The organism is Caballeronia sp. GAWG1-1 (genome assembly GCF_023631465.1).
In the GTDB taxonomy this organism is placed as follows: Bacteria; Pseudomonadota; Gammaproteobacteria; order Burkholderiales; family Burkholderiaceae; genus Caballeronia.
In genome coordinates this window covers 203594-209801 of record NZ_JALQDB010000016.1, presented here as the reverse complement: position 1 = coordinate 209801, position 6208 = coordinate 203594, and the positions used below count along the sequence as shown (strand labels likewise).

Annotated in this window: 8 protein-coding genes; 5 read left to right on the top strand and 3 right to left on the bottom strand. The window is 61.9% G+C overall.

Annotation, left to right across the window (positions count from 1 at the left end; all coding sequences use genetic code 11):
* The 3 genes from NCT03_RS11275 to NCT03_RS11265 form a co-directional block, all read left to right on the top strand.
* A partial coding sequence (locus tag NCT03_RS11275; protein WP_284503166.1) for an exodeoxyribonuclease VII large subunit occupies positions 1-437 on the top strand: 437 nt, incomplete at its 5' end.
* Between the two features lie 198 nt (positions 438-635).
* On the top strand, positions 636-1217 hold the full coding sequence (locus tag NCT03_RS11270) for a superoxide dismutase (protein WP_250492675.1): 582 nt from the start codon (positions 636-638) through the stop codon (positions 1215-1217).
* Positions 1218-1416: 199 nt separating this feature from the next.
* Positions 1417-1569, top strand: coding sequence for a hypothetical protein (locus NCT03_RS11265; RefSeq protein WP_244826145.1), 153 nt, complete (start codon positions 1417-1419; stop codon positions 1567-1569).
* A 9-nt stretch (positions 1570-1578) separates the two neighbouring features.
* Here NCT03_RS11265 and NCT03_RS11260 read toward each other — a convergent pair whose 3' ends face one another.
* From NCT03_RS11260 to NCT03_RS11250, 3 genes are all read right to left on the bottom strand, one after another.
* Complete coding sequence (locus NCT03_RS11260; RefSeq protein ID WP_244826144.1) at positions 1579-2853, bottom strand: EAL domain-containing protein; 1275 nt, start codon at positions 2851-2853, stop codon at positions 1579-1581.
* A 281-nt stretch (positions 2854-3134) separates the two neighbouring features.
* A complete protein-coding gene (gene mdtD, locus NCT03_RS11255) occupies positions 3135-4568 on the bottom strand; it encodes a multidrug transporter subunit MdtD (RefSeq protein WP_250492674.1) in 1434 nt (477 codons plus the stop codon).
* A gap of 19 nt (positions 4569-4587) precedes the next feature.
* Entirely contained in the window at positions 4588-5334 is a 747-nt protein-coding gene (locus tag NCT03_RS11250) for a GntR family transcriptional regulator (protein ID WP_244826142.1), read from the bottom strand.
* Between the two features lie 256 nt (positions 5335-5590).
* Between NCT03_RS11250 and NCT03_RS11245 the strand changes: the two genes are divergently transcribed.
* Both NCT03_RS11245 and NCT03_RS11240 read left to right on the top strand, forming a co-directional pair.
* Positions 5591-5899 (top strand): type II toxin-antitoxin system RelE/ParE family toxin, encoded by a 309-nt coding sequence (locus tag NCT03_RS11245; protein WP_250492673.1) that lies wholly within the window; start codon positions 5591-5593, stop codon positions 5897-5899.
* 3 nt (positions 5900-5902) lie between these two features.
* On the top strand, positions 5903-6208 hold the full coding sequence (locus NCT03_RS11240; protein WP_244826139.1) for an addiction module antidote protein: 306 nt from the start codon (positions 5903-5905) through the stop codon (positions 6206-6208).

Here is a 6208-nt window from a genome sequence, read left to right as displayed (position 1 = left end):
CCCCCCCCCCCCCCCCCCCCCCCCCCCCCCCCCCCCCCCCCCCCCCCCCCCCCCCCCCCCCCCCCCCCCCCCGCCCGGTTCGCGATGCCCTCGCGCATTTCGCGCTGGTGCAGTATCGATGGCAACGCAGAAGGCCGGATGTCGCGACGCAGATCGAGCATCTCGGCCGTTTGGCCGAGCGCATGCAGCGTGCGCGCGAGCGTCATCATGAGCGTGCGAACGCGCGTGTGTCCGAGCTTGCGGCGCGCTTGCAGGTGCTGAGTCCGCAGCGCACGTTCGAGCGCGGTTACGCCGCCCTGATCGATACCCAAACCGGCCGTGCGCTGCGCGCGCCGGACGCACTCAAGCCGAAGCGTCCGATGACCGTGCATCTCGCGGAAGGCTCCGCCGATGTCCTTCTCGCCGATGTCCAGCCGCGTTTGTCCGACGAATTCTGACGGCCTCGACACCGGCCTTTTGACGAAGCCGCCAAGTGCCGCAGGAGCACTTTTGACGCTGCAATCAAGCTTTGGAAAGCAATCTTGCTCATAAAGGCAGGCGGTTTGCGGGGTTATCCCAAGTCGCCTACAATCCATTGCTCCAGCGCTTCACTCCCCACAGTCCCTACAAATCACATAGAAAAGGAAGCTGCAATCATGGAACATACCCTCCCGCCGTTGCCGTTCGACAAGAACGCGCTTGCTCCGCACATGTCGGAAGAAACGCTCGAGTATCACTATGGCAAGCATCACCAGACCTATGTGACGAACCTCAACAAGCTGATTCCGGGCACCGAATTCGAGAACCTTTCGCTCGAAGAGATCGTGAAGAAGTCGTCGGGCGGCGTGTTCAACAACTCGGCGCAAGTCTGGAATCACACGTTCTTCTGGAACAGCCTGTCGCCGAACGGCGGCGGCGCACCGACGGGCGCGCTGGCTGACGCGATCAACGCCAAGTACGGCTCGTTCGACAAGTTCAAGGAAGAGTTCGCCAAGGTCGCGACCGGCACGTTCGGTTCGGGCTGGACGTGGCTCGTGAAGAAGACGGACGGCTCGCTCGATATCGTCTCCACCAGCAACGCCGCCACGCCGCTCACGACGGATGCCAAGCCGCTCGTGACCATCGACGTGTGGGAACATGCTTACTACATCGATTACCGCAATGCGCGTCCGAAGTTCATCGAAGCGTATTGGAACATCGTAAATTGGGACTTCGCTTCGAAGAATTTCGGGGCTTAAGGCTTACGGTTTGCGCCGATCCCGCATCGTCGTTCGCGATGTCGGATCGAACGAAAAAGCCCTCTGCGGAGGGCTTTTTTGCATGGCGAGGAACGTTCGCGCGTCTTCGGTTTCTGCGTCTTGCCGCCGGGAAATCTAGAATGTCGCTTTGATCGGCCGTGCCGCATCGCTTGGGTCGGCCCTCACGCGTGATATCACGATGAAACGCTTTCTCGCCCTCTGTCTCGCCGCGTGGTCCGCTGCGGCGCTTTTATATTTCGGACGCCATTCCACGGCGTTGATCGTGCTGTCCGGCGTGCTCGCGCTTGCAGGGTTCGATATCGTCAAGCCCGACGCCGAGCGCCGGTCGTAATCCCGCGATTCAGCGTCGCCGCGGCACCGCTTCCCAGTTGATATCGACGCATAGCACCTGCAAGCCATACGGCGTCTGCGCGGCGATGGATGCCGTCACGCAAAGATGCGCCTCGTTGATGGATAGATACGGCGCGGTCAACTGCACGCGTCCTGGCGCGCGCAAAGCCTCGATGAAATACGGCCGACGCTCCCAGCTCGCGCCTTCCGAGTGCAGCAGCGGACTGAAACGCTTCGCGCGCTGCGATGTACGCACGACCGGCACGACGTTATCACCGATCTGCCGGCCTTCCTGATCGAGCAGAAAACAGCGCGCCGTATCGACCAGTTGCAGCAGCTCGCTCGTCGCGGCGGCCAGCGTTTCGCCTTCCATCAGCTTGACTGCCGCGCGTTCGAGGCCGCTCACGTAGGGTTCGAGACGCGCGGCTTGCGCCCGGTCGCGCGCACCCACGCGTTCGCGCGACGCAGCCGACAACGCATCCATCACGCCCGCGGCGACTTGCGGATGCACGGCATCGACGCTCGGCTGCGCGAAGTACGCGCCCTGCACGAAATCGACATTGCATTCGAGCGCGATCAGCGCGTCACGCTCGGTCGCGAGGCCGCCCATCAACACGAGTTGCCCGGATTCATGCAGCAGCGATACAAGCCGGGGCAACACGCGCTCGATATGCGAATGCTCGGTCGCCTGCTGGAGAATGCAGCGGTCGAGCGTCACGATGTCAGGCCGTAACTGCCACACGCGATCGATATTCGAATGCTTTACGCCGAAGCCATCCAGCGCGATCAGAAACCCCGACTTGCGCATGGAGTCGATGATTTCGGTGAAGCGCGTCGTCTCGCCGCCCGCCTGTTCGGGCACTTCCAGCACCACGCGCTGCGGCGGCAAGCCGATGTCCTTCAACGCGGCGAGGAGCGCGTCGCCGTAGCTCGTGTCCATCAGCGCGGCGGGGTGGAGGCTCAGAAAGAGCCATTCGTCGTGGCTGTCGAACGCGTTGAAGTTGCCCAGATGAAGGGACTCGGCCAATCGTCCCAGTTCCAGAAGATCGCCGCGCCGTGCCGCCTGGGTGAACACTTCGTGTGACGGTACATGACGATGTGTCTCGTCCCGTGCACGCAAGGACGCGTGATAGCCGATCGCACGCCGATGCGACACCGAGAACACCGGCTGAAACACGCTGAACACGGTGTACTCGCCGTACAGCACGGTGCGACGCGAGCCGTCATCGCCCGCGACGGGACGCGGCGACTGGAAGCGGGGTGGATCGATGTCAACCATGCTCATGGTGTCGAGGGCCGGGCAATTTACTTAATGAGACAGTTTACAAGATCGGGCACATCACGTTCGAGCAAAAAGCGTGCGAATTCAATGTGCAAGCGGGGGAGCGCGATTAATCGGCGCGCTTTTGTGTGTACATTGGCTCGGCGCACGGCCGGACGGTAATGCACGATGCGGCGGCATGCCGCTTGAAGGTCGTGTAGCGGTGCTGTCCGCACTCTGTCGGTGCGAAACGCACAATCGGATGGCGCGGCGAAAATTTTCGGCCGAGCCGACGAAACCCGGCTTCAGTTCGCCTCGGAAGGATCTGTCTTTCGCTTCGTCGAGCGCACTTCCGGCGCAAGCTGCCCGAAGATCCACGCCGTTGCCGCCGTGATGATGCCCACGCAAAGGAAGGTTGCGTGGAACGCGGGCAGCGAATTGGTTTCCGTCACGCGCGGGAGGATGCCGGTGAAGGTGGCGAGGATCGCGCCGGCAATGGTCACGCCAAGGCTCATCGACAGCATCTGCACGAGCGAAAACAGACTATTGCCGCTGCTCGCGCCGCCGGTGCCGAGGTCTTTCAACGTGAGCGTGTTCATGGCGGTGAACTGCATCGAGTTGACGCCGCCGAAGATCGCCAGTTGCACGAGACGCAGCCAAAGCGGCTGATGTTCGCTCGTGAGTCCGAAGCTCGCCATCATCAGCCCGACGAGCACGGTGTTCACGACCAGCACGCGCCGATAACCATGCTTTTCGATCAGCCGCGTCACGAGCCGCTTGCACAGCATGCCGGCCGCGGCGACCGGCAGCATCATCATGCCCGCCTGAAACGGCGTATAGCCGAGGCTCACCTGCAAGAGCAGCGGGATCAGATAAGGCATCGCGCCGCTGCCGATGCGCGCGAAGAGATTGCCGAGCAGGCCGACGCTGAACGTGTGGATCTTGAACAGATCGAGCGAGAAGATGGGTTGCGCGGCGCGCGTTGCATGCAAACCATAGGCGACGAAGCATCCGAGGCTCAACACCAGCAACACGATGACGATGGCATGCGGCAGACCGAGATCGGCCAGGCCATCGAGCGAGATCGTCAGCGCGACCATGCCGACGGCGAGCAGCAGATAGCCGGCAAGATCGAAGGGCGCGGTGGCGGGATTGCGGCTATCGGGCAAGAACATCTTGGTCGCGATGCAGCCCACCACACCCACCGGCACGTTGATGAGGAAAATCCAGTGCCACGACGCGATCTGCACGAGCCAGCCGCCGAGCGTTGGCCCGATGAGTGGCCCGATAAGCCCCGGAATCGCGACGAACGCGAGCGCCGACAAATAGCGTTCGGCGGGAAACACGCGCAACACGGCCAGACGTCCGACTGGCAACAGCATCGCGCCGCCGATGCCTTGCACGACGCGGAACGCGACCAGCGCCGTCAGCGACTGCGCGTTGGCGCACAAGAGCGAGCCGATGGTGAACACGAGAATCGCGCTGAAGAACACGCGCTTCGTGCCGAGCTTGTCGGCGAGCCAGCCGGACACGGGGATCATCATCGCCATCGTGAGCGAATAGCCGATCACGACGCCTTGCATGCGCAGCGGCGCTTCGCCGAGACTTTTCGCCATCGCGGGCAAGGCCGTGTTGACGATGGTCGAGTCGAGCGTCTGCATGAAGAAGCCCGTGGCGACGAGCCACAGCATGACGGTGAGTGAGCGTTCCGAAGGCGGCGTGGCGGCGATGTCGGTCATGGGCGCGTCGGCGCGTGAGTCACTTGCGCAACTCGGCGACGAAGTCGTAGTAGTCGTTGCGGCAGTAGGTATCGGTGAGTTCGATCGCGCGTTGATCAGCGGTATAGCCTACGCGCGTGATGAGCAAAAGCGCGTCGTGCGGCGCGATGCCCATTTGCTGCGCGATCTCCGCGCTCGCGTTCACCGCGCGAAAGTGCTGCAGCGCGCGCACGATCGAGAGGCCGCGCGTGTCGAGATAACTGTAGAGCGAGTCGCCGATGACCAACGGATCGGGAATGAGCGAGGCCGGAAACGTGGAGTTTTCGACCGCCATGACGATGTCGTCGGCGAGACGCAGGCGCTTAAGGCGTGTGACGGCGGCGGCGGGCGAGAGGCCGAGTTGAATGACTTCGTCGCGATTGGCGGGCTCGATCTTGCGCGAGAGCCATTGCGAGCTCGGCGTAAAACCTCGGCGGCGTAGCATCTCCGAGAAGCTCGACAGACGCGAGAGCGGATCTTCGTAGCGCGGCGTGATAAAGCTGCCCGCGCCTTGTTCACGGCGAATCAGCCCTTGTTCGACGAGCAACGCGATGGCTTTCCTCGATGTGATCCGCGAGACGCCCAGCGCTTCGGACAGCACACGCTCGGAGGGCAGGGCTTCGCCTGCGTTCCAGCGATTGTCGTGGATGGCGTTGGCGAGCTTGCGTGCGAGTTGCAGATAGAGCGGAGTGTCGCTGTCCGGGTCCGGGCGCAGGTCACGCCAGCGGTCTTCCGAGGTCTGGTTCATAAAGCGGACGCTTGTGGGCCGAGCGGTGATTTTAAGGCAAAGGTGTGCGGATCGTTCGGGGGTTTTTGATGAGCGGCGCGATGGCTCGGCGGCTGGCCTCTAGCGGCGATCGATTCGAGACTTACTCCCTGACGCGGGTGGCGACTTTTACGGTGTCCCTGCGAAAAATAGACAGAGGCAAATCCTCGCCGTGAACTTCTTATTAGATAGACTGACCTGTCAACTGTGGTTGACGGTTTGTGAACCATGGATTACGATGACTTCCAGGCTTAACATTCGGACCACGGAGCTTTTTGACGACTGGTTCGTTGCATTGAAGGACCGCATCGCAAAACGCCGAATTCAAGCTCGTATCGACCGACTCGCGTCGGGCAATCCAGGCGACACTAACTCGGCCGGCTCACCGGTGATTGAAATGCGGATCGATCATGGACCAGGCTATCGTGTTTATTACGTTAATCGTGGAGACGTGTTGGTGATCCTGCTATGTGGGGGCGATAAGTCGACTCAAGACAGAGACATCAAGTCCGCACACGCCATGCTGCCTCACCTTGACATGGAGTAATCAATGACCCCAACCAAGATCAAAACTCGTCCCTGGGACTCGGTCGAGCACCTTAAGACCGAGGAGGACCTTGCTGAGTATTTCGATGCATGTCTTCAAGAAGGCGGCGACGATTCCGCGTTTATTGCACACGCGCTTGGCGTGATTGCGCGAGCGCGCGGCATGGCGCAGTTGGCGCGCGATACAGGCATCAGCCGCGAAGGGCTTTACAAAGCGCTATCGGAAGACGGCAACCCCAGCTTCGCAACCATCCTCAAAGTAGTCAAAGCGCTCGGCCTGCAATTGCATGGCTCGAAAGCCGGCGCCTGA

Coding starts and splice junctions, on each gene's coding strand:
- NCT03_RS11240 (WP_244826139.1), top strand. CDS start 5,903: ATGACCCCAACCAAGATCAAAACTCGTCCCTGGGACTCGGTCGAGCAC.
- NCT03_RS11260 (WP_244826144.1), bottom strand. CDS start 2,853: ATGAGCATGGTTGACATCGATCCACCCCGCTTCCAGTCGCCGCGTCCC.
- NCT03_RS11245 (WP_250492673.1), top strand. CDS start 5,591: ATGACTTCCAGGCTTAACATTCGGACCACGGAGCTTTTTGACGACTGG.
- mdtD (WP_250492674.1), bottom strand. CDS start 4,568: ATGACCGACATCGCCGCCACGCCGCCTTCGGAACGCTCACTCACCGTC.
- NCT03_RS11265 (WP_244826145.1), top strand. CDS start 1,417: ATGAAACGCTTTCTCGCCCTCTGTCTCGCCGCGTGGTCCGCTGCGGCG.
- NCT03_RS11250 (WP_244826142.1), bottom strand. CDS start 5,334: ATGAACCAGACCTCGGAAGACCGCTGGCGTGACCTGCGCCCGGACCCG.
- NCT03_RS11270 (WP_250492675.1), top strand. CDS start 636: ATGGAACATACCCTCCCGCCGTTGCCGTTCGACAAGAACGCGCTTGCT.